The sequence below is a fragment of the Marinobacter sp. genome (assembly GCF_034669625.1).
Lineage (GTDB): Bacteria > Pseudomonadota > Gammaproteobacteria > Pseudomonadales > Oleiphilaceae > Marinobacter.
In genome coordinates this window covers 21,571-42,226 of sequence record NZ_JAXMOY010000005.1, presented here as the reverse complement: position 1 = coordinate 42,226, position 20,656 = coordinate 21,571, and the positions used below count along the sequence as shown (strand labels likewise).

The following is a 20,656-nucleotide window of genomic DNA, read 5'->3' as shown; positions in this document are numbered from 1 at the left end:
GCTGCGCCGTCCGGCGCAGCTAAACCTCACGACAAAAACAACATTGACTGGCACCTGTACCGGTGTGCCTGGAGGTATCTTAATGCAAGTTTTTAAGAGAAAAAACGGCGAAGAGCAGCCGTACTGGCCGGCCGGCCCCTTTAAAATTCGTCTGCCTTTTGTTCACTATCGCTGGGAATTCGCGGAGATGGTTCAGGCCTTGATCATGTTTGTGGTCAGTCTGGCTATGATCCCGCTCCTTGAAAAATATCTGGGTGTACCTTACGACGTCGCACTGGCCTACGTGGTGATTTGTGGCATCGGCTTCATGCTGCCTGCGTTGTTGGGTGTCCCGTTGGTGCCCGGCTGGATTACCCCGGGGATCCCTGTGGTGCTGCTGTTTCTTTCAGACTATGAGCCTGGCCCAGAAGCCATTCAGGCGCTGTTTGCACTGCAGTTTCTGGTCTTCCTGATCTTCCTGATTCTGGGTGTAACCCGCCTGGGTAGTAAGTTGGTTGAGTGGATACCCCGTTCCATGAAAGGGGGCATCATCATTGGTGCCGGTATCGCGGCATTGATGGGTGAGATCGAGGCCGGTGGCCGGCTGGCAAACACGCCTATCTCGCTGATTGTCGGTGGTCTGGTGTGTCTGTATCTGATGTTCTCAGTGTCGTTTAAAGGGTTCGTGGACAAAAGTGCGATTGCCCGGAAAATTGCAAACTATGGCATGGTGCCAGGTATGGTTGTGGCGATCCTTGTTGGTTTCGCGACTGGTGAATACGACGTACCCGATGTGCAGTGGGGGATCACCACGCCTGCGTTTGACCAGCTTTGGAATTACCTGCCCTTTACGGTTGGCTTTCCCGATTTGAATGTCTTTTTGTATGCCATCCCGACGGCCGTGATCGCTTACGTTATCGCTTTTGGCGACATTGTAGTGGGGCAGTCACTGATGAGTCGGGTTGACCATCTCCGCAAAGATGAAAGCATCGATAACAGTATTGATCGGGCGCATCTTGTGACTGCACTGCGTAACGGTGGTCATGCCTTCTTTGCACCTTATCCTGGTTTGGCCGGCCCGATCTGGACGGCGGTTACGGCGACCATGGCTGAGCGTTACAAGTATGGACGTAACGCGATGGATTCCATTTACAGCGGTGGCGGTACCTTCTGGATCACCGGTTTCATTGCCCTGTTTGTGTTGCCATTGGTGAGCTTCTTCCAGCCTGTGCTACCAATTGCGCTGTCGTTGACCCTGTTGCTGACCGGTTACATCTGTTTGATGGTGGGCCTTGAGCAGCTTGAGAACAACACCGAGCGCGGTATTGCCGGAACCATGGGTGTGGTACTCGCGGTTTACGGTGCAGGCTGGGGCCTGGCGACCGGTGCCGTTCTGTATTTCCTGATTGAGCGTACGCGTCTGCTGGGCTTCACCTCAGATCCAGAAGCGCCAGGCGCTGAGGCGGCCGAAGAGCACTAAATCTGTCGCCGTTGATAGCAGCGGCGGCATCAACCCCTGTGTGTCCTTGGGAGGCCTTAGTGCCTCCCTTTTTTTGGCCTATTCTGGCGGCTGTAATGCTTGTATACATATGTGACACTAATGCACTCAAACAATAATGATAAAAAAGGGTGTGCCGGTATAAAGGTCACCTGATTCCGGAGAAGTGCAATATGCGAGTAGGCTTAATAGTTGATTCTGCATGTGATTTACCCCACGAGTTTGCCACCAAACACGACCTGTTTATTCTGCCCGTAACCGCCATTATTAATGGCGAAACCTACATAGATACTCATGATCCGGCGCTGACCCAGCAGTTCTATCGGAGTGGCCTGCTAGAAAAAGGGCATCATGCCGAAACAGAGGCCTTTTCGGTTAAACAGATACAGGATCTGTTTATGGAAAAGATCGTTCCTGAATTCGATATCGCCATCTGTGAGACCGTTACACGCAGCCGCAGTTTGATTTACCAGAATGCCAGTGACGCAATGCACACCGTCATGGCGAACTACGAAGTTGCCCGGAAGGCGTCCGGTCGACCGGGCAAGTTTTCCATGAGGGTAATCGACAGCAAACAGATTTTTGCGGGGCAGGGGCTGTTAGCGGCTCATACGCTAAAACTGATTAAGCAAAAAGTCTCCAAGAATGCCTTGAAATACGAAGTCGAAAATTTTGCCGATAACATTTTCACCTGCGTGATTCCGCGGGATATCCACTACATTCGCGAACGCGCCCGACGTCGAGGCGATAAAAGTGTTTCGGCCGTTGCCGCATTTTTAGGTAAGGCCTTAAATCTTACGCCGGTGATTTTTGGCCAAGGGGCAGAAGGAAAGCCGGTGGCGAAAACCTTTAACTTCGATGTGGCCGTCGAGAGGGTGATGAATTATGCCATCGGTCGTATTGAGGCAGGGCTGCTAACGCCTTATGTGAGCATGTCGTGCGGGCTGAGTTGGGAGGAGATTGAAGGGTTGCCCGGGCTTGATCGTTTGCGTGAGAGCTGTGAGCGTAATGGGGTTGAGCTGCTGTTGTCGCAAATGGGGATTACCAGCTCGATTTATGTCGGCCCTGGAAGCATATGCCTGTGTCTGGCTGCTGAGCCTCATACTTTTCAGGAGTTTCAGTAGTAATCTCGAGCCAGTTGATCAGACTGGCTCTGTTTCACTTGGTGTTTGGTAATTTTGGCAAACGCTGACGGCTAGCATCCGTGTTAGCCTCCTTTCTTAATTTCCCGGAACCCCCCGAAAGGATGGCATTTTTATGACCCAATCTACGCCAAGCTTAGCTGACGCGCTTTTTGAGGCACACGTTAAACATGAGTTGTCGTCTCTGAAAGGCGCAAAGCTGACCAAGTTCCTGGAAACTGAAGTGGATGAGCTGCTCGATCACGCTGGCTCCATTACGCTGGAACAACTCGTCAGCGCGGAGCAGGTGATGGGGGTGATTCGACGCATCGTGGTGAACATGGAGCTGGATGCAGGTATCCCCGAACTGGCGGGCGAAATGGCAGCGAAAGTGACCAGCGCGCCAGTGCAGGCCGAGACCACTCTGGGCGAACTTTTGTCGCGCGAGCAGGCTGCCGCCTTCGTTGAGGAAACTCTGGAGCTTCGGCAGCAACGCGAACGCTTCATTGCTGAAATTATGGCGCACCCGGTTTATCAGGAGCTGGTCTCTAATGTGGTGTACCACGGTTTGGTCAATTATCTGTATGAAGACAACTTGCTGACCCGCTCAGTGCCTGGCGTGGGTTCGATGATGAAGTTCGGCAAGAAGGTCGCCAACAAAGCGGTGCCGGGCTTGGATGAAACCTTTGAACGGCGTATTAAATCTTGGTTGTCTGACAGCCTGCCGGGGCTGATTACCCGGAGTGAGCAGTTTCTGCAGAAAGCACTGACCGATGATGAGCTTCGGGATAGCGTGATGGCGGCGTGGGTTTCGCTGGAAGGAACCACCATCGCTGAGCTGAACGAAGGGATGGGGGATGTTCGGCTTCAGGAATTTGTCGTGCTGGGTTATGAGTTTTGGCTGAACTTTCGGAAAACACCTTATTTCGAGGGATGTGCGAGAGCCGTGGTTGACCACCTTTATGAGAAGTATGGCAGTGTGCCGGTTATGGAACTGCTGCAAGATTTGGGTGTCACCCGCGAAGTGATCGTGACCGAGCTCAAAGAACTGGCCTTGCCGGTGGTTGATGTCCTGCGAGAAGAGGGCTATTTGGAAGCGTTGTTGCGCCGACGATTAGGGGCGTTTTACCGCTCTGCAGCGGCCAAGAAATTGCTGGCTGAGTAACCGTTTGCAGGCATCGGGTGACCGTAGAGCAAAAAAAAGCCGGAAGACGTAAATCTTCCGGCCTTTTTTCATTAGGAATCGGCTGGAATCAGCGCTCCAGATACTGAAGCTTGTCTGTTTTTCCGTCCCATTCTGCTGCGTCTGGCAGCGGGTCTTTCTTTTCCGTGATGTTAGGCCACTTGCCCGCGAGATCGGCGTTGATCTCTACGAATGCTTCCTGGCCAGCAGGCAGTTCGTCTTCCGAGAAAATGGCTTCTGCCGGGCATTCTGGTTCGCACAGAGCACAGTCAATGCACTCGTCCGGGTCGATAACCAGAAAGTTGGGGCCTTCGTAGAAGCAGTCTACCGGACAGACTTCTACACAGTCGGTGTATTTGCACTTGATGCAGTTATCAGTAACGATAAACGCCATAGTCGGATCCCTGGTTCGTAGAACAAACAGTCTCATCAGGAGCTCGTAAAAATCGGCCCCATTCTTAATTTATGCGCGATATTGTAGGGAGCGCCCCTCGCAGCCGCAAGCCTTAGACCGCTATAACCTTATTACTTAGGTCAACTTAACGTTTATTCCCGCTAGTTTCCCAACAATGCTTTGAGTTCATACAGCTGATTTAAGGCTTCTCTTGGGCTCAAACCGTCAACATCCAGCTTATGCAAAGCGCGTTCGACGTCGCTCGGTTCCATGCTGGCAAACATGTCGCTTTGGAACGCGCTGTGGTCAGCAACGCCTGCAGCAGGTGTCGGAGCTTGGACGGGTGCGGGTTCGGCTGTTTTCGGCTCAGCCGCGGGGCCGGCACTGCCTTCCAAATGCGCCAGTTGAGCTTTTGCATGTTGAATGACGTCCTGAGGCACACCCGCGAGCTGAGCGACCTGAAGGCCGTAGCTCTGGCTCGCAGGGCCATCGTGTACATTGTGCAGGAACACAATGCTGTCATCGTGCTCGGTTGCGGTCAGGTGCACGTTGACAGCATGCTCCAGGTCTTCCGCCAACTGAGTCAGCTCAAAGTAATGGGTCGCAAATAAGGTGTAGCACCGAATTTCCTTAGCCAGATGCTCTGCGGTAGCCCAGGCCAGGGATAAACCGTCAAAGGTGCTAGTGCCTCGGCCCACTTCGTCCATCAACACCAAGCTGTGCTCGGTTGCGTTGTGCAGAATGTTGGCGGTTTCGGTCATCTCCACCATGAAGGTGGAGCGGCCACCGGCAATGTCATCGGATGAGCCCATGCGGGTGAATATCCGATCCACCGGCCCTAATACTGCGCGGTCGGCCGGCACGAAGCTTCCGGTATAGGCGAGCAACGCAATTAGTGCGGCTTGGCGCATATAGGTCGATTTACCACCCATGTTCGGACCGGTGATGACCAGCATGCGGCGTTTGTCGTCGATCAGCAGGTTGTTCGGAACGAATGGCTCGTCCAGTAGTTGTTCGACCACCGGATGGCGACCTTCCTCGACGGTAAAGCCGGGTTCATCGCTAAACTCCGGTGCCGTGAAGCGCAGACTGGTGGCTCGTTCGGCAAAGTTGCTGAGCACGTCCAGCTCGGCCAGAGCTTGAGCTGCGTCCTGTAGCGGGGCCAATTGTTCGGCGACGGCTTCGAGCACTTCCTCGTACAAGCCCTTTTCCCGAGCAAGAGCGCGGCTCTTGGCGCTTAAGGCTTTGTCTTCGAACTCTTTCAGTTCGGGAGTGATGAAGCGCTCGGCGTTTTTCAAGGTTTGACGGCGGATGTAATCCACCGGGGCTTGCTCGGACTGTGCTCGGCTGATTTCGATGTAGTAACCGTGTACCCGGTTGTAGCCTACTTTCAGGGTGTTGATGCCGGTGCGTTCGCGTTCACGGGTTTCCACGTCAAGCAGGTATTGACCAGCGTTTTCGCTGATGTTGCGCAACTCGTCCAGCTCGGCATCAAAACCTTCGCGAATCACACCACCATCTCGGATAACCACGGGCGGGTTCTCGATAATGGAATGTTCAAGCAGGTAAGCCAGCTCTGGGTACTCACTGACAGTACTCGCAAGATGCGCGATATGCTCCGATTGAACGGCCTTCAGGGTTTCCTGAAGATCGGGCAGGGTTTGGAAAGCGTCACGAAGACGGGCCAAATCCCGGGGGCGTGCCGATCGCAGGGCAACCCGCGCGAGAATGCGTTCAATGTCCCCCACGCGCTTGAGCAGGTCGTGAGTAGGTTCGTAGTGGAAGCCGTCCAACAATGCGGTCACAGCTTGCTGACGCTGGCGTACCACATGGATATCCCGCAGGGGGCGGTTTAGCCAGCGGCGCAGTTCTCGAGCGCCCATCGCGGTGGCGGTGCGGTCCATCACCCAGGCGAGGGTGTACTGGTGGCCACCCATCAGGTTGGTATCAATTTCCAGATTTCGGCGGCTGGCCGCGTCCAGAATCACTGCCTCTTCCCGACGTTCCCGGGTCAGCTTGCGAATGTGGGGCAGAGCGGTGCGCTGAGTCTCGCGGGCGTACTGCAGCAGACAGCCAGCGGCGCAGACGGCCAGATGTAAGTCTTCGCAGCCAAAGCCGGTCAGATCTTTTACCTGCAACTGCTGGGTGATAATCCGGTGCGCGGTATCCATTTCGAACAACCAGGGGCCTTGTCGGCGAACCCCGGTAAAGCCTTCGAGAATCTCGCCGTAGGGGAAGTCTTCGCTGATCAATATTTCCGCAGGCCGCAGACGCTGAAGTTCACCCTGCAGGGCCTCGAGGCTATCAAGCTCGGACACCGCAAAACGGCCGCTGGAAATGTCGAGTGATGCAAACCCGAACTGCTCTTTGTGGCTGTAGATGGCCGCTAACAAGTTGTCTCTGCGATCTTCCAGAAACGCTTCGTCACTGAGCGTGCCGGGCGTAACAAGGCGGACAACCTGGCGTTCAACCGGGCCTTTGCTGGTGGCCGGGTCGCCAATTTGCTCACAAATGGCAATGGATTGCCCGGCCCGGACCATGCGCGCTATGTAGCCTTCTGCTGCGTGAAAAGGCACACCAGCCATCGGGATTGGGTTGCCGCCAGATTGGCCACGGGCCGTTAGGGTGATGTCCAGAAGCTCAGCGGCTTTCTTGGCATCGTCGTAAAACAGCTCGTAAAAGTCCCCCATGCGGTAAAACACCATCTCATTGGGGTGCTCACCTTTGATCTTGAGGTACTGCTGCATCATTGGGGTGTGCTTTGGTGAGTCCTGCTTGGCCGGGTTCTTCGCGGATGCCGTCATATGTCCTCGATAACTGGGGCAATCGTGTAAAAGGGGGGATGTTATCACGAGCGGGAGTGGGCTCGAAGGTTCTTTCCTGGCGATTCACGGTAAACTCGGATTAGTTGTCTGGATTAGCCAGTTTGGGATAGTTTTTGGCCAGTTGCGCCAGATCATCTGGTTCGTCTACATCGCTTAATGGTTCGCTTTCATAGCATGACCAGCCGAGCGTTTTGAGCCGATCCCTTGTGATCGGGGCAACGTGTGCTGTACTCCATGGGATATCGCTGAAAAGCGTATCGGAAAACTGTCGTAGGCCGATGAGGGCATAGCCACCATCGGTGACCGGGCATAGGCAACAATCGTGATTTTGCAGTGATTCTGCCATGTCTTTAAGCCGCTCGGCATCAAGGTCCGGGCAGTCAGTACCCATGATCAGTACGGCTGATCCTTGATCAAGACCGTTCCGAGCCGCCGCCGACATGCGGGCGCCCAGATCGCCGTTCACCTGTAAGAACTGTCTGCAGTTTTCTACGTCGGGCAGTTCGCGCCAGTAGGGGGCTGTCGGGTCCGGTGTGATGCACAGGTCAACCGGCCCCAGATTGGCGGCTAACGCTTGTTGCAGCGCTCTGTGAAACAGCCGGTCTGCCAGTGCTGCTGCCTCCACCTCGCCCAAGGCCGGTATTAGGCGGGTTTTGGCTCGGCCCGGTTGCGGCTCTTTAGCCATAATGATGATTCGGATGGGGTTCATCGGTAGCGCTCTACAAGTTGTTGGGTTGGTACGCCCCTCCAGTATGCCCAGCGAAGTTGCCACATGAGCAGGATGGTTGGCCAGCTGCCTCGAGTGTCCCATCTTCGCCCGGAGGTGGTTACTTTTTGCGACAGGCAAATCGGTCGGGAGATCCGTTTCAACCGCTTACTGATTTCAATGTCTTCCATCAGTGGTTGCTCCGGAAAGCCGCCAGCTTTGTTGAATAGCTTTCGTGTCATGAACAAGGCCTGGTCTCCGGTAGCGATGCCGCTGAGCCTCGAACGCCCGTTCATCAATGCCGCGATCACCGGCAGCATTTTTGAGCGCCCTTCAATCACCACATCAAAGCGCCCCCAACCGGAAGAGCCCGAGCTGAAGGCTTGGCTCAGAAGTTGGTCGGCATCGTCAGGAAGACGGGTGTCTGCGTGAAGAAAGAGCAACTGTTCTGAGTGGCTGGCTAGCGCCCCGGCGTTCATCTGATTGGCGCGGCCAGCTGAGGTGACTACAACCTCGAAGCCGGCGTCACGGGCCATGTTTGAGGTTTGATCTGTGCTGCCGCCATCCACTAAGACCACTTCGGCGCCCCGTTGTTGCCAGTGCGTTAAATGCGCTAACAAATCCGGTAATTCGGCCGCTTCGTTCAGCACGGGTACGATGATGGAAAGCTCGGGTTTAACCGTAGAGGCGTTTGGCACGTAAATGAGGTACTCCGGAACATGTTGGGGGTTGGCGGGTCAGAAGCGATAATCTTGTTATCTAACCAGAAGGAGCTGCACTTGAGAATACCTTTGTTTGTTCTGCGCCGACAATCACCGGAGTTGTTATGAAACGCCTTATTTTGATGGGGGCTGGCCACGCACATCTGATCGCGTTAAAGCAATGGATAACGACGCCGCTTGACGATGTCGAGTTGGTTCTGGTGACGCCATCAAGATGGCAATACTACTCGGGCATGATTCCCGGGTGGATTGCCGGGCATTACACCATTGATCAATGCCGGGTCGATGCTGAACCTGTGGCGAAAGCGGCCGGTGCCAAGCTTGTGCTGAGTAGCGTCGTGGAAATCCTGGCGGACGATAAGCAGATTCGACTGGCGGATGGCGATCTGCTGGATTACGACTGGCTTTCAATCGATATTGGCGCGAAAACCAACCTTGAGAATCTTCGAGGGTTCACCGGCTCGTTGCTGAGCATTAAGCCATTGGGACAGTTTCACCGGCAGTGGTCACGCTTCAACGAGGCTTCTGACGGCAGGGTCCGGCATTTGGTCGTAGTGGGTGGCGGTGCGGCAGGTGCCGAGTTGGCGATGGCCATGGCGCATGTCGGAGCGGGAGGTGCTGAAGCGGATACCAGGGTAAGTTTGATAACGGGCAATCAAGGGCTGTTGCCGGATTTTAGTCAACGTTTACGCAAATTGACCCGTCGGAAGCTGGCAAAGCTGGGCGTGGACATTGTTGAGGAACGAGCTGAAGCTGCCGGCCGTTATCTGACTCTGACGAATGGCACGTCCCTGGATCCGGGCCTGGTTATGGCGGTAACCGGTTCGGAGGCTTTTCCATTTCTGGCGACGAGTGGTCTGGCGGTAGACGCCCGAGGCTTTGTGCTGGTGAATGAATACCAACAAAGCCTGTCTCATCCTGACGTTTTCGCTGCCGGCGATGCCTGTAGCCGTGTCGATCAGGCCGTGAAGCGCTCTGGCGTACATGCCGTTCGTGCGGCGCCAGTACTGGCGGACAACCTGCGTGCAGCAAGCGCATCTGGCAAGCTCAGAGCCTTTCAGCCTCGAACCAATACGTTGTACCTTATTGCCTGTGGTGACAAAGTCGCGGTCGGGAGTTATGGCCCTTTCTCTTTCTCTGGAAAGTGGGTTTGGTGCTTGAAAGACAAAATTGATCGTGGGTTTGTAGGCGGTTTTAACGGGAGATCGAACGATGCAGGCATCCGAGTTGGCGCTTGAGCAGGCCGGAGACCAGTTGGCCACGCTTCTGAAGCAGCAGGGCCGAACGATTGCGACCGCAGAGAGTTGCACTGGCGGTTGGGTTGCTAAGGTATTGACCGATAGCGCTGGCTCGTCGGCGTATTTGATGGCGGGGTTGGTAACGTACAGCAACGAAGCCAAGCGCACTATTCTGGGCGTGGAGGCGTCTGCGCTGGAAGAGTATGGCGCTGTGAGCGAAGCGGTGGTTCGCCAGATGGTTGAAGGTGCGATAAAGGCTGTAGGGGTCGACGTGGCGGTGGCCATTAGTGGTATCGCCGGCCCCGGCGGCGGCAGCGAGGATAAGCCCGTCGGTACCGTCTGGTTTGCTTGGGGGATGGGAGGCGAGCGTACTGAGGCCAGCGTGCAACGCTTTGGTGGTGACCGAGATCAGGTGCGGCGCCAGGCGGTTTTGTATGTCCTGCAAGGGGTTACGGAATTTCTGCGAAAGCTGTGATGTTTTTCGCTTGGGCGGGGGTTGGTCTCTGCGAACGCTTATGTTTTAATACTGTTCAAATATACAGGAAAAGCACTGGATAGCCTCCGGTGTATTCTTTTGAATATCGCTGCGGACCTCAAACATATAGAGGCTCGGGCATTCCGGTAAACAAGGTGGGGCAATAATGGAAGATAACCGCAAGAAAGCACTCAGCGCAGCACTTGGCCAGATTGAGCGCCAGTTCGGCAAAGGTGCCGTGATGAAGATGGGCGATCAGCCCCGCGAAGCCATTCCTGCGGTATCTACCGGCTCCTTGGGGCTGGATGTTGCTCTGGGTATAGGCGGTTTGCCATACGGCCGGATTGTTGAAATCTACGGCCCGGAAAGCTCCGGTAAAACCACCTTGACCCTTCAGGTCATCGCTGAAGCTCAAAAGCAGGGTAAAACCTGTGCCTTTATCGATGCCGAGCATGCGCTTGATCCTATCTACGCCGAGAAGCTGGGTGTCAATGTAGACGACCTGCTGGTCTCACAGCCCGACACGGGTGAGCAGGCTCTGGAAATTGCCGACATGCTGGTGCGTTCAAACGCCATTGACGTGATCATTGTCGACTCGGTAGCCGCACTGACGCCGAAGGCAGAAATTGAAGGCGAGATGGGTGACAGTCACGTTGGTCTTCAGGCTCGTTTGATGTCTCAAGCCTTGCGTAAGTTGACCGGTAACGTGAAACACGCCAACTGCCTGATGGTCTTCATTAACCAGATTCGTATGAAGATTGGTGTGATGTTTGGTTCTCCCGAAACGACCACCGGTGGTAACGCTCTGAAATTCTACTCCTCTGTGCGTCTGGATATTCGCCGTATTGGTGCTGTCAAAGACGGGGACGAAGTGGTTGGTAACGAAACCCGTGTGAAGGTGGTTAAAAACAAGGTGGCTCCGCCGTTCAGGCAAGCCGAATTCCAGATCATGTACGGTAAGGGCATCTACCACATGGCTGAAGTGGTCGACATGGGTGTGAAAGAAGGCTTTGTTGATAAAGCCGGAGCCTGGTACGCGTATAACGGTGACAAGATTGGCCAGGGCAAGGCAAATGCGTGCAAGTATCTGGAAGAGCATATGGACGTGGCTCAGGAAATCGAGGCTAAAGTTCGTGAGAAGTTGATGCCTAAGCCTGTTAAGAAGGACGAGGCTGCAGCCGCAACGGCTGAGGCAAACGGAGAGCTGCTCTAATAACAGTTAGTGGAGGTGTGTTATGAAGCGATTGCTTATTGTAGCCCATGCCCCATCTCCGAATACTTTGCGGTTGCGGGAAGCCGTTGAGAACGGCGCCCGCCACCCGGATATTGAAGCGGTTGAAGTGCTTGTTAAAGCGCCGCTGGATGCCGGCCCCGAGGATGTTCTGGCTTGCGATGCAATCATCCTTGGTACCACCGAAAACCTCGGCTATATGTCGGGGGCCCTCAAAGATTTCTTCGACCGAAGTTATTACCCCTGCCTTGAAAAGACTCAAGGTCTCCCTTTCGCCTTTTATATTCGTGCTGGACACGATGGCACCGGCACGCGACGAGCCATTGAAAGTATCACCACCGGATTGCGCTGGAAATTGGTTAAAGAGCCTTTGACGTGTCGGGGTGAGTACAAAGACGAGTTTGTCGCACAGTGTGAAGAGCTTGGTATGTATGTTGCCGTCAGTCTGGATGCGGGTTTGATCTGATCAGCTAGCCAGTCGGTTGTAAAACCCTTCTATGCGCGACAAGGCATTGTCGACTGCCCGGGAATAGTTGTTGGCGTTCAGGCAGTAGGTGAACTGCAAACTGACCCGGAAGCCCGTCTGGTAGGGGCTACAGGTCACGACGCGAGCTTTAACGTGAGGTTCGTAGATGTATTTCCCCTCGATCTCCAAAAGCAGGCGTGCGCCACGGGCTAAGGGTCTCGGGCACAGTACCGCCATGCCGTAGCGGTTGAAATCCAGACAAGATACCGCAATAGACGGTTTGCCACGCTTGAAGAAACCTTGTTCACGCAGCTGCACGGTCAGGCAAGAGGTCTGGAATCGGTCTTTAATTCGGCGATCAGTGAAGTTTTTCGTCATTTCTTTGCGCGTCACGTCCGTGTATTTGTTATTCCCGGAAAACCTCCGTGCTATGGAGTGTAGTGATGGGCGGCTGTTCATTGAATCTAGTGGTCAGGGATCTGTGATCTGGTTCGCATTGCACAGTGTTAAGGGCCTAATAGGATAAAACCGGAAGTGGTAGGCGACAGTCAGGATCGCAGGCACTACAATGCAAGGTTGTTTTTATCACTTGAAATCGACCTCGACGGGTACCGAACTTGAAGTCATTGCCGCTGCAACAGTTGTACAAAGCCTGTGTTCTGAAAGACCTGCCATTCAAAACGACCCGGCAATTGGAACCTTTGGCCGAAATTGTGGGACAAAATCGTGCTGAAGAGGCCGTTCGCTTTGCGTTAGCCATGCCACATGGCGGGTATAACGTGTACGCGGTTGGCCGAAACGGGCTGGGCAAACGCACGATGATGCTTCGCTACCTTGAGCATCACACCGATACCGAGCAGCAGATCCACGACTGGTGTTATGTGGCGAATTTCGATGAGCCTCGAAATCCGACTCTGCTGAAGCTCCCGGCGGGTATGGGTAATCAGTTGAAGCAGGACATGGAAAAACTGATGTCCCGCCTGGTCAAAATGATTCCTCAGACATTCGAAGGTGACGGCTTTCTCGAACGGGCTGAAAGCCTGAAGAATGACTACGTCAAAATGCAAGAAGACGAGTTAGAGAAGGTGGCTGCACAGGCGCGGCGTAAAAAAGTCAGTCTGACAGTCACAACCCCTGGCGGATATAGGTTGGTGTCCATGAACGGTGACCAGCCACACACACCTGAAAGCTTTAAAGAGCTGACCGACGCCCAGCGTGACAAATTTGAAGAAGTCATTAACAAGTTGGAGAAAAAACTCCGGCAAGCACTTCGCAAGTTGGCTGACTGGGAAATGGAATACGCTGAAAAGCAGCAGGCGTTAAATCAGGAAACGCTTGAAGGCATATCCGGGCATCAGCTTGATGAACTGGAAGCCAAATACGAGAAATATGCGGATGTCGTTGCCTACCTGAAAGCGGTTCGCAAAGATTTGGCTGAAAACCTCGATATTTTTCTGGAAGACGGCGAGGAGCAGGCAGCGATGGCCTATGCCTCGTTGGATAGAAAGGCCCCACGTCGATATCTGGTCAACCTTCTGGTTCATCAAAGTAACAAAGAAGTGCCCGTGGTGGTGGAAGAAACCCCCACGTACCACAGTCTGTTTGGTTATGTAGAGAACGTGACCTACAAGGGCACGGTGTTCACCGACTTCTCACTGATTCGCCCGGGTAGCTTGCACCGCGCTAATGGTGGTTATCTGTTGATGGACGCCGACAAGGTGCTTGAGCAACCGTTCGTATGGGATGCCTTAAAGCGCGCGCTACGGTCACACCTTATTGAAATAAACTCCCTCGAGCGGGAGCTAACCCTGTCAGGCACTATCTCTGTTGAGCCTGAAGCGGTGCCGCTGGATGTGAAAATTGTACTCTTCGGGGATCGGGAAACCTGGATGTTGCTTCAGGAATACGACCCGGAGTTCGCAGAGTTATTTCGGGTTACGGCTGACTTTGAAAACGAAATGTATCGAACCGCCGACAGTCAGGTTCAGTACGCAAAGTTTATCGCCAGCCTTGTGGTCGAGAAAAAACTACTGCACTGCAACGCCAAAGCGGTTGCCCGGATCATTGAGTACAGCGCGCGTATGGCGGAACATCAGGATCGCCTCTCATTGCACGCAGCGGATATTGCCAACCTGCTTCGGGAATCCGATTTCTGGGCGCGGCAGGCAGGCGCTCGATTGATTTCCGATGTGCACGTCGCTCGTGCGCTGGAGAGTGCGCGCTACCGCGACAGCCGGATCCGCGATCATTTTTACGATTCCATTCGAGACGGCACGACTCTGGTGAGTACTACCGGAGCCTGCGTTGGTCAGGTAAATGCGTTATCCGTTTTATCAACGGGTGGTTTCGAGTTTGGCTTGTCTAACCGGGTAACCGCTTCTTGCTATTATGGTGATGGAGAGATCATCGACATTGAGCGCGACGTGAAGCTGGGTGGCAATATTCACTCCAAAGGGGTGATGATCCTCAGTTCCTGGTTGTCTTCGCATTTCGCCATGAATGATCCGATGCACTTGTCTGCAAGCCTGACCTTTGAGCAGAACTATGGCGAAGTAGATGGCGATAGCGCATCGTTGGCAGAGTTGGTCGCTTTGATCTCAACGCTATCCGGTGTTGCTGTGCGTCAGGATCTTGCCATCACAGGTTCGGTGAACCAGTTTGGCGAGGTGCAGCCTATTGGTGGTGTGAATGAAAAAATCGAAGGTTTCTATGCCACCTGTGAGCTGAAAAGCGGTTTGACAGGCACTCAGGGGGTGGTTATCCCGCACACTAACGTTCAGAACCTGATGTTGGATAGTGACGTGCAGCAGGCGGCTAAGGCCGGTAAGTTTTCGGTGTACCCGGTTGCCCGTGTGGAAGACGCGATTACACTGTTATTGGGTAAGCCCGCGGGTAAAGCTGACAGCAAAGGCAGGTACCCTAAACACAGCGTTTTTGGCATTATCCAGCAACGATTAGAAAAAATGCGTGAACATGAGCGCCAGGAACATGCTCGGGACGATCAAAAAGATCCGTCCATTCACTGATCGGCCCCATAACAAAATGCACAGGAGAGTGAATTTCCATGACTGATACCCCGCAGACTGTATACGTAGTAGAGGACGATGAAGCGGTCCGTGATTCATTGGCTCTGTTGCTTAAATCCGACAGCAAACCAGTGAAAACCTACGAAAATGCAGGCGCTTTCCTGAAAGATTACTCGGAAGAGATGGCTGGCTGCATAGTGCTGGATATCCGGATGCCTGGTATGGATGGCATGGAGCTGCAGAAGAAACTCAACGAAAAACATTCCATCCTGCCTATTATCTTTGTGACGGGCCATGGCGACGTGCCGATGGCGGTTGACGCCATGAAAGAAGGTGCCGTGGACTTTATTCAAAAGCCCTACCGGGAAGAGGCGCTTCTGGAAAAGATTGAAGCCGCGCTTGAGCAGGACCGAGAGCAACGCAAGACGTTAGGAGAACGTCTGGAAATTGTTCGTCGTGTGAAGAGTCTTACCCCGCGCGAGACGGAAATCATGGATAGGATGATTGCTGGTCAGGCGAACAAGGTAATCGCCATCGAGCTAGAAATCAGCCAGCGCACCGTTGAAATTCACCGTTCACGGGTGATGCACAAGATGGGTACGCACTCCCTCGCACACCTTGTGCGTATGGTGCTGTCCGTAAAGGACCTTATCGACTGATCCGGCAGGTATGGTCATCATGCCAGAATGTTTATAACCGGTTAGGTTGACTATGACTGCAATTGTCAGTGAAAACTCAGAGGTGACGGTTCTGTTGGTGGATGATAATCCGCAGAATCTGAAGGTCCTTTACGAGACCCTGAAAGACAAAGGGTATCGGTTGTTGATTGCCAACGAAGGCGCGAAAGCGTTGGATCTCGCACACCGTCACCGACCTGAAGTTATTCTGCTGGACATCATGATGCCGGAGATGGATGGCTATGAGGTGTGTGAGCGCCTGAAGGCTGATGCCGTCACCTCCGACTGTGCTGTGGTCTTTTTGTCGGCTCTCGACGACCTGCCGTCCAAGGTGAAAGGGTTCTCGCTGGGTGGGGCCGATTACATCTCGAAGCCGTTTCAATCCCAAGAAGTGATCGCGCGTGTAGATACCCATGCGAAAGTCATCCGACTTGAGCGGGAACTCCATGCGCGGAACCGTGAACTGGTCAGTGATCAAGATCGCATTCTCAACTCGATCAGTGAGGGGATATACGGGTTAGACGAGAATGGCGTTATTGAGTTCGCTAATCAGGCAGCCGCTGAGATTGTTAGTTGCCCTGTTGAAAGCCTGATTGGGAAAAACTTCTTCGAACTGCATTTTTCTACGGCCGCAGAAAGCGATACCTGTCTCCCTGTCATGAAAACCTGCAGGAAAGGTGTTGCGGAGCATCAGCGCAATATTCAGTTGCAGCGCGTAGGTGGGGGCGGCTTCCCTGCAGAGTATCGTGCAACGCCTAAGTTGGATGACGGTGAGTTGCATGGGGCTGTGGTTGTGTTTCGTGATATCACTGTTGAACTCAACAACGAACAAGCCTTGGAAGACGCCAGGACTCTGGTTCAGGAGCAGCGGGATCAGCTTGCCCACACGTCACGGCTGACCACCATGGGTGAAATGGCTGCTGGTTTCGCCCATGAGGTGAATCAACCACTGACAGCAATTGCGAATTACGCCCGCGTTTCAGGTCGGGTGATGGCTAAGGAAGATCCGGACCTTTCCCTGCTTCAGGAAACCATGGAAAAGATTGAAGCTCAATCCCATCGAGCCAGTGAAATCATTCGCCGCATTCGTCGGTTTATGAAGAAGCCGGCTACCGGGAAAGAGGCACTGGCGGTACCGGCGTTGCTTGAGGATACGCGTCAGTTTGCCGAAGTGGATGTTCGTAATAACGAAGGCGGAATTGAAGTAGTGGTGGAGGAAGATTTGCCTGAGGTCTTGGCTGATCCCGTCCAGGTTCAACAGGTCGCTTTGAATTTTATACGTAATGCATTGGAGTCCACTCGTGAAGCCGGGGTCTCCGCGCCAGTTGAAGTCAGTGCGCGTCGCTGTGGTAAGCAGTGTGTTCGTGTGCAGGTTCGGGATCACGGTGTGGGTGTTTCTGAAGAGGCGGAAGACAAACTTTTCCATCCGTTCTTTACTACGAAACAGGACGGAATGGGGATTGGCCTGGCCACATGCCGTTCCTTGATTCAGGCTCAGGGTGGGGATATTGGCTACGAGCGCCCTGACGGAACCGGAGCCTGTTTCTATTTCACATTGCCCATCACGGGTGCAAGCAATGATGCCTGCGCCAGTGAATAAAATGACGGCCTGAACCTTCAGGTCGTCATTCCTTCTGAGCTGGCTCGGTTAGAGCCACTCTATACGCCCGCTCAAGTGCGGTGCGGTGCCTTTTGCATTAAGTACTTGGTAATCCCAGCCGTCACCACCTTCCTGCCAGTTAAGCTGTGCCGTTCCCGGAAGCAGTAATGGTGTTTTGAACTGGCAGGTTATGGTGAAGGCGCCTTCTTTCCAGTCGTTTCGTTGTTCCAGCTTGGCCAGTGCGTGCGCCTTACTCCACATCCCGTGGGCGATGGCTCTCGGGAAGCCGAACGCTTTCGCGGTCAGTGCATACAGGTGAATGGGGTTCTGATCGCCTGCAACCTTCGCGTACTGCCTGCCAATGTTTTCCGGAGCGGTGATTAAATCGTTGAACGGGAGGGCTTCGGGTTGGGTGCGCGCTGCCTTGGGCTTCGACTCACCTGCGCTTGGGCGTGACATGCGGAACAGGTTGGTGCTGGTTTCTTCCCAGATCAACGTGCCCGCTGAGCGTGCCTCGGTTATCAGATCAAATTCAATGCCTTTGTCTGTCCTCTGCCGGTTTCCAAGCGTCACTCGTATGTCCAGGTTTTCTCCGGTCATAATTGGTCGGTGTTGAGTAATGCTGTTGCGAATGTGCACGAGTCCCAGCAGCGGGAGGGGGAAGCTCGGATCGGTCAGCAGCTTCAGGTGCAGAGGGAAGGCCAGGATGTGTGGCCAAGTGGTCGGCAGTTGCGAGCCCGCCTTAAAGCCGCATACTTTCCGATAGCTGGGCAAGCTGTCGGTGTTGGTCGCTACGCCAAGTACCTCGGCTTGAAGTTCTGGTATCTGAGTGGTGTCGCTGGGCTTTTGCTGCTTGGGCAGCAGGGCTCTGCCGAAAAGCGGTAGCAAGCTGGGCGTGGTGTTCCGATAGATGATGGGTTCTGGCATCAAGGCTGTCTCCGTTGCTGGCCCGTGAGCCGGCAGCTGGTAAAAGGGGGTTATTGCTTTCCTGAAGTTTTTTTGGAAGCAACTACAACTGTGCGCGACTGGCCTGATATGATACTAATGTAGGATAACAATCGCGGCTGCGCGGAGAAGTCTGTCAAACCCAACTGCAACGGACATTGACCCATGAAGCTCTGGATCGTGTCCGACGGGTCAAAGTGGTAGCTGTATTACAAAAATCCGGGTTACAAGGGATATAAAAAAACTATGCAGGAATTACGTGATGCTGGTGTGATGTTGCGTTTGATCTATGAGGCGATGAAGACAAAGGGTGTCGATACCGATGCCGTCTTTAGCCGCTTGGGTGTCGACGAAAGTTATGTTTACACAGAGCAGCTCCGGACACCTCACAGTGCGCAGTTGTACTTCTGGCAAACCGTAGAAGACGAATCCGGCGATCCGGATATCGGGCTGCATCTCGGTACCGTCTTGCCTCCCTATAAAGGTCAGGTGCTGGAATATCTATTTTTAAGTAGCCCGACTTTCGGCGAAGGTCTGCGCCGTGCCCAAAACTATCAGCGCTTGTTGAGCGATGCAGCAAAAACCGATTTCCTGATTGAAGGCGACGAAGCTTGCATGGTTCTAGATGCGGCTTCGGATGAGGTAAGCCGACTGAAACATTTCAATGAATGTTTTGTTCAGGGCGTGATTATCTTTTTCAAGTCGATTACGGGTAACCGTTTTTATCCTTCCCGCATTGAGTTCGAACATGAGCGAGATCGGGGTGTTGAGCATGCAAAAGACGTTCTGGGTTGTGATGTCATTTTTGGCGCAGAAGAGAATCGCTTGTACTTCCCGGTTGAAGTGCTTTCCTATGCGTCGCCTCACGCCGAGCCCGAATTGTTGGCGCTGCATGAACGCTTTGCCAGTGAGCAGGTGGCAAGGCTTGAAAAGAAAGATATTGTAGGTTCAGTGGAACGTATTGTTGCTGAGCTGCTGGACAGCGGAGAAGTAACCCTGGACTCGGTTGCCGCGCGGTTGGACATGAAGCCGCGGACCCTTCGGACCCGACTGACCGAAGCTGACACCAGTTTTAATCAGGTGTTGGCCGATTTCCGTTATCGGTTGGCTAGGCAGCTGCTGGCGACAACGGATGAGTCGATCGACGAGATCGTGTACCTCACAGGCTTTTCGGAGCCGAGCACGTTTTATCGCGCGTTTAAGCGGTGGTCGAACATGACGCCCATTGAGTATCGCAAGACGGCGCAGAGCAAAGATGTCGCTGAAGTGACTGTTTAATCACCAGTTTCGGGAAAAATTAAAAAAGTTTGGAGAAAGCGTTGACATGGGGGCGGAGGTCTATATAATTCGCCCTCGTTGTCACCGAGCAATTAACAGCTTGCTCAGGCAGCCCGCGCGGAGCGGTAGTTCAGTTGGTTAGAATACCGGCCTGTCACGCCGGGGGTCGCGGGTTCGAGTCCCGTCCGCTCCGCCATTTTTATCCCTTCTCTTTGTTTTTTTACTCTTCGTTTTATTTCTCAAAACTCTTTAGTTTTCGTCTTTCGCCCGGGCTAATTCCGTGCCAGCGCTGATATGCTTTATGAAAAGCCGGCGGGTTGGCAAAGCCTAGCAGCCAAGCGATTTCAGCCAAAGACGCGTTTGTTTCTTGAAGATAATCCTCAGCCAGTTTTTTTCTCGTCTCATCCAGTAGTTGTCGAAATCCGGTGCCTTCAGCGCCGAGCTGCCGCTGCAACGTCCACGGTGTTGTACCGAGCTTCGTGGCTAATGTTTCCAGTGTTGGTGCTTCGCCTCTTAGCAAGGGGGTCATCAAGCGCTGAACGCGATCCGCAACGCGCCAGCCTTGGCGCAATTCTGTGAGTTCCTCTTCGCACCAGTTTGTCAGTTTTGTGTGGATCGCGGCATGAGCCTGTGTGGGCGTGTGATGCCAGACGCTGTCTTTGAGTTGGATTGAATTTTCGGGTGCACCAAATTCGACCGGGCAGCGAAACCAGCTTTCAAAGATTTCTTCCTGCCCGATAGAGGGGTATTCAATTCGTACTGCTTCGAGAACGTCGTATCGGCCGGTTATGTGGCGGATCATTTGGGTCCAGGCGGCGAGTATCGAGTCCACAACAAAATAATTGTATGGGTTGTAAGGCTGGATCGAATAGAACCGAGCTTGTCGCTTGCCTTTGTCCAGGGTGGATTCTCCCCTGGAGTTTTGGCTGGTCAGAAGTGAATAGCGAATAATCGTTGTCAGGGCCTGGCCGACCGAGCTTGCAGTCTCAGCGGCAAGTCCGGCCAATCCTGCATCGACTGGACGAGTCAGGGCCCCCATGCGAAGTCCCAGGGCTGGGTTGCCCGTGGCGGTGATGGCTGCGTGACCGAGGCGCATGAATCTTGGAATGCTGATTCTCGCTTCCGGAGATGCTAGTGCGGGGTCGTTCAGGCGAAACTGCTGCTTAAGTGCTTGGCTGTCGCCGCCTTCAGCTTCGACCGCGCGCAGAAGTACCGAGACATAAAGCAGGCTGATATCGCCAAGAGCGTTCTGGGGGGAGGTTGGGTTTTGGGGCATCTGGTTATTATCGGTG

General features: G+C 53.8%; 18 protein-coding genes and 1 tRNA gene. 12 read left to right on the top strand and 7 right to left on the bottom strand.

Annotated elements, in window-relative coordinates:
- Positions 1-82: 82 nt before the first annotated feature.
- The 3 genes from VOI14_RS05980 (at position 83) to VOI14_RS05970 (ending at position 3,763) form a co-directional block, all read left to right on the top strand.
- Entirely contained in the window at positions 83-1,459 is a 1,377-nt protein-coding gene (locus VOI14_RS05980) for a solute carrier family 23 protein (protein ID WP_323751123.1), read from the top strand.
- Between the two features lie 191 nt (positions 1,460-1,650).
- On the top strand, positions 1,651-2,601 hold the full coding sequence (locus VOI14_RS05975; RefSeq protein WP_323751122.1) for a DegV family protein: 951 nt from the start codon (positions 1,651-1,653) through the stop codon (positions 2,599-2,601).
- A gap of 133 nt (positions 2,602-2,734) precedes the next feature.
- Entirely contained in the window at positions 2,735-3,763 is a 1,029-nt protein-coding gene (locus tag VOI14_RS05970; RefSeq protein WP_323751121.1) for a hypothetical protein, read from the top strand.
- Between the two features lie 88 nt (positions 3,764-3,851).
- On the opposite strand, the gene fdxA is transcribed toward VOI14_RS05970, so the two are convergent.
- The 4 genes from fdxA to VOI14_RS05950 form a co-directional block, all read right to left on the bottom strand.
- Positions 3,852-4,175, bottom strand: a complete 324-nt coding sequence (fdxA, locus tag VOI14_RS05965; RefSeq protein ID WP_133006102.1) for a ferredoxin FdxA — start codon at positions 4,173-4,175, stop codon at positions 3,852-3,854.
- A gap of 161 nt (positions 4,176-4,336) precedes the next feature.
- A complete protein-coding gene (gene mutS, locus VOI14_RS05960; RefSeq protein WP_323751120.1) occupies positions 4,337-6,979 on the bottom strand; it encodes a DNA mismatch repair protein MutS in 2,643 nt (880 codons plus the stop codon).
- A gap of 100 nt (positions 6,980-7,079) precedes the next feature.
- Positions 7,080-7,709 (bottom strand): TIGR04282 family arsenosugar biosynthesis glycosyltransferase, encoded by a 630-nt coding sequence (locus tag VOI14_RS05955; protein WP_323751119.1) that lies wholly within the window; start codon positions 7,707-7,709, stop codon positions 7,080-7,082.
- Positions 7,706-8,404 (bottom strand): TIGR04283 family arsenosugar biosynthesis glycosyltransferase, encoded by a 699-nt coding sequence (locus tag VOI14_RS05950; protein ID WP_323751118.1) that lies wholly within the window; start codon positions 8,402-8,404, stop codon positions 7,706-7,708. The genes VOI14_RS05955 and VOI14_RS05950 overlap by 4 nt, the downstream gene beginning before the upstream one ends.
- 128 nt (positions 8,405-8,532) lie before the next feature.
- Here VOI14_RS05950 and VOI14_RS05945 point away from each other — a divergent pair, with 128 nt between their 5' ends.
- The 4 genes from VOI14_RS05945 (at position 8,533) to VOI14_RS05930 (ending at position 11,838) form a co-directional block, all read left to right on the top strand.
- Positions 8,533-9,666: an FAD-dependent oxidoreductase gene (locus VOI14_RS05945; RefSeq protein ID WP_323751117.1), complete on the top strand. Its 1,134-nt coding sequence runs from the start codon at positions 8,533-8,535 to the stop codon at positions 9,664-9,666.
- Positions 9,641-10,141 carry a nicotinamide-nucleotide amidohydrolase family protein gene (locus VOI14_RS05940; protein ID WP_323751116.1) on the top strand — a complete coding sequence of 167 codons (501 nt, stop codon included), beginning with the start codon at positions 9,641-9,643 and terminating at the stop codon, positions 10,139-10,141. The genes VOI14_RS05945 and VOI14_RS05940 overlap by 26 nt, the downstream gene beginning before the upstream one ends.
- Positions 10,142-10,307: 166 nt before the next feature.
- On the top strand, positions 10,308-11,354 hold the full coding sequence (recA, locus tag VOI14_RS05935) for a recombinase RecA (protein ID WP_133006085.1): 1,047 nt from the start codon (positions 10,308-10,310) through the stop codon (positions 11,352-11,354).
- Between the two features lie 22 nt (positions 11,355-11,376).
- Positions 11,377-11,838: a flavodoxin family protein gene (locus tag VOI14_RS05930; protein WP_323751115.1), complete on the top strand. Its 462-nt coding sequence runs from the start codon at positions 11,377-11,379 to the stop codon at positions 11,836-11,838.
- On the opposite strand, the gene VOI14_RS05925 is transcribed toward VOI14_RS05930, so the two are convergent.
- Positions 11,839-12,216: a PilZ domain-containing protein gene (locus VOI14_RS05925; protein WP_323751114.1), complete on the bottom strand. Its 378-nt coding sequence runs from the start codon at positions 12,214-12,216 to the stop codon at positions 11,839-11,841.
- Between the two features lie 239 nt (positions 12,217-12,455).
- Between VOI14_RS05925 and VOI14_RS05920 the strand changes: the two genes are divergently transcribed.
- The 3 genes from VOI14_RS05920 to VOI14_RS05910 are packed head-to-tail and all read left to right on the top strand — an operon-like array spanning position 12,456 to position 17,141.
- Positions 12,456-14,864, top strand: a complete 2,409-nt coding sequence (locus tag VOI14_RS05920) for a Lon protease family protein (protein WP_323751113.1) — start codon at positions 12,456-12,458, stop codon at positions 14,862-14,864.
- A 38-nt stretch (positions 14,865-14,902) separates the two neighbouring features.
- Complete coding sequence (gene fixJ / locus VOI14_RS05915; protein ID WP_114333194.1) at positions 14,903-15,523, top strand: response regulator FixJ; 621 nt, start codon at positions 14,903-14,905, stop codon at positions 15,521-15,523.
- 52 nt (positions 15,524-15,575) lie between these two features.
- Positions 15,576-17,141, top strand: coding sequence for a response regulator (locus tag VOI14_RS05910; RefSeq protein ID WP_323751112.1), 1,566 nt, complete (start codon positions 15,576-15,578; stop codon positions 17,139-17,141).
- A gap of 48 nt (positions 17,142-17,189) precedes the next feature.
- Here the strand turns inward: VOI14_RS05910 and VOI14_RS05905 are convergent, their stop codons facing one another.
- Positions 17,190-18,068 (bottom strand): MaoC/PaaZ C-terminal domain-containing protein, encoded by an 879-nt coding sequence (locus VOI14_RS05905; RefSeq protein ID WP_323751111.1) that lies wholly within the window; start codon positions 18,066-18,068, stop codon positions 17,190-17,192.
- A 264-nt stretch (positions 18,069-18,332) separates the two neighbouring features.
- Between VOI14_RS05905 and VOI14_RS05900 the strand changes: the two genes are divergently transcribed.
- Both VOI14_RS05900 and VOI14_RS05895 read left to right on the top strand, forming a co-directional pair.
- Positions 18,333-19,364, top strand: a complete 1,032-nt coding sequence (locus tag VOI14_RS05900) for an AraC family transcriptional regulator (protein ID WP_323751110.1) — start codon at positions 18,333-18,335, stop codon at positions 19,362-19,364.
- 119 nt (positions 19,365-19,483) lie between these two features.
- A tRNA-Asp gene (locus VOI14_RS05895) sits at positions 19,484-19,560 on the top strand.
- 36 nt (positions 19,561-19,596) lie between these two features.
- On the opposite strand, the gene VOI14_RS05890 is transcribed toward VOI14_RS05895, so the two are convergent.
- Entirely contained in the window at positions 19,597-20,640 is a 1,044-nt protein-coding gene (locus VOI14_RS05890) for an AraC family transcriptional regulator (RefSeq protein WP_323751109.1), read from the bottom strand.
- Positions 20,641-20,656 lie beyond the last annotated feature (16 nt).

What these genes read in the sequence shown, in the direction of transcription:
- fdxA (WP_133006102.1), bottom strand. Translation starts at nt 4,175, where the DNA reads ATGGCGTTTATCGTTACTGATAACTGCATCAAGTGCAAATACACCGAC.
- VOI14_RS05910 (WP_323751112.1), top strand. Translation starts at nt 15,576, where the DNA reads ATGACTGCAATTGTCAGTGAAAACTCAGAGGTGACGGTTCTGTTGGTG.
- VOI14_RS05940 (WP_323751116.1), top strand. Translation starts at nt 9,641, where the DNA reads ATGCAGGCATCCGAGTTGGCGCTTGAGCAGGCCGGAGACCAGTTGGCC.
- VOI14_RS05890 (WP_323751109.1), bottom strand. Translation starts at nt 20,640, where the DNA reads ATGCCCCAAAACCCAACCTCCCCCCAGAACGCTCTTGGCGATATCAGC.
- VOI14_RS05955 (WP_323751119.1), bottom strand. Translation starts at nt 7,709, where the DNA reads ATGAACCCCATCCGAATCATCATTATGGCTAAAGAGCCGCAACCGGGC.
- recA (WP_133006085.1), top strand. Translation starts at nt 10,308, where the DNA reads ATGGAAGATAACCGCAAGAAAGCACTCAGCGCAGCACTTGGCCAGATT.
- VOI14_RS05970 (WP_323751121.1), top strand. Translation starts at nt 2,735, where the DNA reads ATGACCCAATCTACGCCAAGCTTAGCTGACGCGCTTTTTGAGGCACAC.
- mutS (WP_323751120.1), bottom strand. Translation starts at nt 6,979, where the DNA reads ATGACGGCATCCGCGAAGAACCCGGCCAAGCAGGACTCACCAAAGCAC.
- VOI14_RS05980 (WP_323751123.1), top strand. Translation starts at nt 83, where the DNA reads ATGCAAGTTTTTAAGAGAAAAAACGGCGAAGAGCAGCCGTACTGGCCG.
- VOI14_RS05900 (WP_323751110.1), top strand. Translation starts at nt 18,333, where the DNA reads ATGCAGGAATTACGTGATGCTGGTGTGATGTTGCGTTTGATCTATGAG.
- fixJ (WP_114333194.1), top strand. Translation starts at nt 14,903, where the DNA reads ATGACTGATACCCCGCAGACTGTATACGTAGTAGAGGACGATGAAGCG.
- VOI14_RS05905 (WP_323751111.1), bottom strand. Translation starts at nt 18,068, where the DNA reads ATGCCAGAACCCATCATCTATCGGAACACCACGCCCAGCTTGCTACCG.
- VOI14_RS05945 (WP_323751117.1), top strand. Translation starts at nt 8,533, where the DNA reads ATGAAACGCCTTATTTTGATGGGGGCTGGCCACGCACATCTGATCGCG.
- VOI14_RS05925 (WP_323751114.1), bottom strand. Translation starts at nt 12,216, where the DNA reads ATGACGAAAAACTTCACTGATCGCCGAATTAAAGACCGATTCCAGACC.
- VOI14_RS05930 (WP_323751115.1), top strand. Translation starts at nt 11,377, where the DNA reads ATGAAGCGATTGCTTATTGTAGCCCATGCCCCATCTCCGAATACTTTG.
- VOI14_RS05975 (WP_323751122.1), top strand. Translation starts at nt 1,651, where the DNA reads ATGCGAGTAGGCTTAATAGTTGATTCTGCATGTGATTTACCCCACGAG.